2 protein-coding genes are annotated in these 2,101 nt (G+C 56.7%); both read left to right on the top strand.

Features of this window, described 5'->3' with window-relative positions; all coding sequences use genetic code 11:
• Positions 1–711: transposase (locus DOU54_RS26635; protein WP_146617410.1), on the top strand; the 711-nt coding region annotated here is incomplete at its 5' end.
• Between the two features lie 39 nt (positions 712–750).
• Complete coding sequence (locus tag DOU54_RS26630; RefSeq protein WP_279795974.1) at positions 751–1,176, top strand: autoinducer binding domain-containing protein; 426 nt, start codon at positions 751–753, stop codon at positions 1,174–1,176.
• The last annotated feature ends 925 nt before the right edge of the window (positions 1,177–2,101 follow it).

Raw genomic sequence — 2,101 nt, 5'->3', positions numbered from 1 at the left:
CGGGAAGACACCAACGCCGCAATTCTCGACATGGCCAAGTCCGGAGCAACAATCAAGGAGATCGTGCGCCGGACCGGATACAGTCGCGGCCTTGTCCGACGCGTACTGCGTGGTCAACGTTCGGATGTCTTCCGCGTCCGTGAGAACTCGCTTGAACTCTACCTGCCCTGGCTTGACGCTCAATGGACGGCCGGAAACCGGAATGGAACGGAGCTATGGCGGCAACTCAAGAGCCAAGGGTTCCGCGGCTGTCTTCGAGTTGTCACCGAGTGGGCCACACGCCGTCGAAAAGCAGAGAAGGTCGATGCGGGCGCGTTGAGCCGAGCGCCTTCGGCCAGGACCATTGCACGTCTCATGACCATCGGCCGCGACGACCTTTCCAAATCTGAGACCGTGACGGTTGCGGCGATTGAGGGTGGCGTGCCGCTGCTGGTTGAGGCCCGGGAAGTCATCGCCGCCTTCCAGGCCATGATCCGCAAGAAATCTCTCGCTGATCTCGATACATGGTTGGAACGCGCTCGATCGGGCTTGGTCGCCTCCTTCGCCAACGGTGTCGTTAGAGACCGAGCAGCCGTCAGCGCAGCGATCTCTTCACCATGGTCCAACGGCCAGACGGAGGGGCAGATCACCACGCTCAAACTTGTGAAACGCCAGATGTACGGCCGCGGAAAAATTGATCTCCTCCAAGCCCGCGTCATCGGCGCGGGATAAAATCCATCACCACCAAAACTGCGTCAGAGCCCCGTTTCGATGCCGATTGACACTATCGACCTGCGTTCTGTTCCCAATCACCGCTTTTTCGGGAAGAACGACATTATCGAAAGACTGCGCCGTGCCGTCCCGTTTGACTACATCTTCATCTCTGGTCTTTACGTCGACCACTACCGCTTCGGAAACGGCTTCTCGATCGACACGGACCTTCCCCCTGGTTACGTGGAAGCCTATCACGCTGACCGCTTATACGCCGAGGACCCTTTTGTTGCGGCCGCCAAAGCGGCGAAATCGGTGGTGGTCGAGCACGAGGTCTATGCCGAGCACTCGCCGCCACAGCGCTTGCTGTATCTTCAGCGCACATTCGGCGTACACAATAGGACTCTTTTCCCAATCGCGCGCGAGAGCGTCACATACGGAGCGGTTGGCGTTACCAGGCCACGCCGTTCGATGACGAGGAACTGACCTTCCTCTCGCTGGTTGCTGAAACGATCCACACCGTCGTCACGAAGCCGCTGATGGAAAAGTTCGCAGCCGAACACTTGCGCCTCTCCAAAGGCGAGATGGCGTGTCTGTCTCAGGCAAGTCTCGGTTTGACATACTATGAACGTTTGGCTGGTGTGCACCGTCATACGGCTCTCCACATATCCCTGTTTATTTATTTTGATTCAAGTAAGCACTGAGCGTGGCATTGGTCAGTCAACTTTTTGTTACGTTCGTCGTTGTAAAGGCGCGAACGTGAGCGAAGCTGGATTTTTTCGTTACCTCACTGGCCCTTCACCAAGGCCTAGTTGTAAGTGTATGTCTGCACCAGCCCCAGTGTGTTTTTTGAGAGTAGCCTGAGCCAGATAGCCAGCAGCGGCGGGACATTTGCTTTACCTCGGCTCATTGCCTCCACGACTGACAGATCGCATTGGAGGACTTCTGCCAAGTCTGGAAGTGACCACTGGAGATTGCACAGGCAACGGCGAAACTCTTCGGGGGCCATGGTCTTGCCACTTTACTTCGCTTCAAGCAAAGGAACCCACCATTCTCGGCGGGTTCCCTCACGATGCACTACCATACGTTGGAGCGCGGTCTTCTGGTCCCGCGCACGCTCATAGTGTGGCACTGCGGTTAATGATGGGTTAACGGCCAAAAAGAAACCGCCGGAGCAGGTCTCATGCAAAGACACCATCAGACAAGGCCGCTTGAACCACCAGGCCAAAGCGGCGTCACGACACGAAAGTGTTGAATCTGTCCGACTTTTGAGAACGTATGGTGATCACGCTGCGAGGATGGATGTTTCGCGCCGTAGCGGCCTGAGATCGAGGCTTTCCGTCGAGGTCCAAATGTAATCGCCACTGAGCCTGATGTGTCGCCACCCGAGCGGGGTGATCTGTTTGACTAG

Source organism: Agrobacterium sp. MS2, from assembly GCF_003261015.1.
GTDB classification, from domain to species: domain Bacteria; phylum Pseudomonadota; class Alphaproteobacteria; order Rhizobiales; family Rhizobiaceae; genus Agrobacterium; species Agrobacterium pusense.
The sequence above is the reverse complement of the archived record's forward strand: the minus strand, read 5'-3'. Positions and strand labels throughout refer to the sequence as shown.

Excerpts from the sequence above, each read along its gene's own strand:
- DOU54_RS26630 (WP_279795974.1), top strand. The coding sequence starts at position 751 with ATGCCGATTGACACTATCGACCTGCGTTCTGTTCCCAATCACCGCTTT.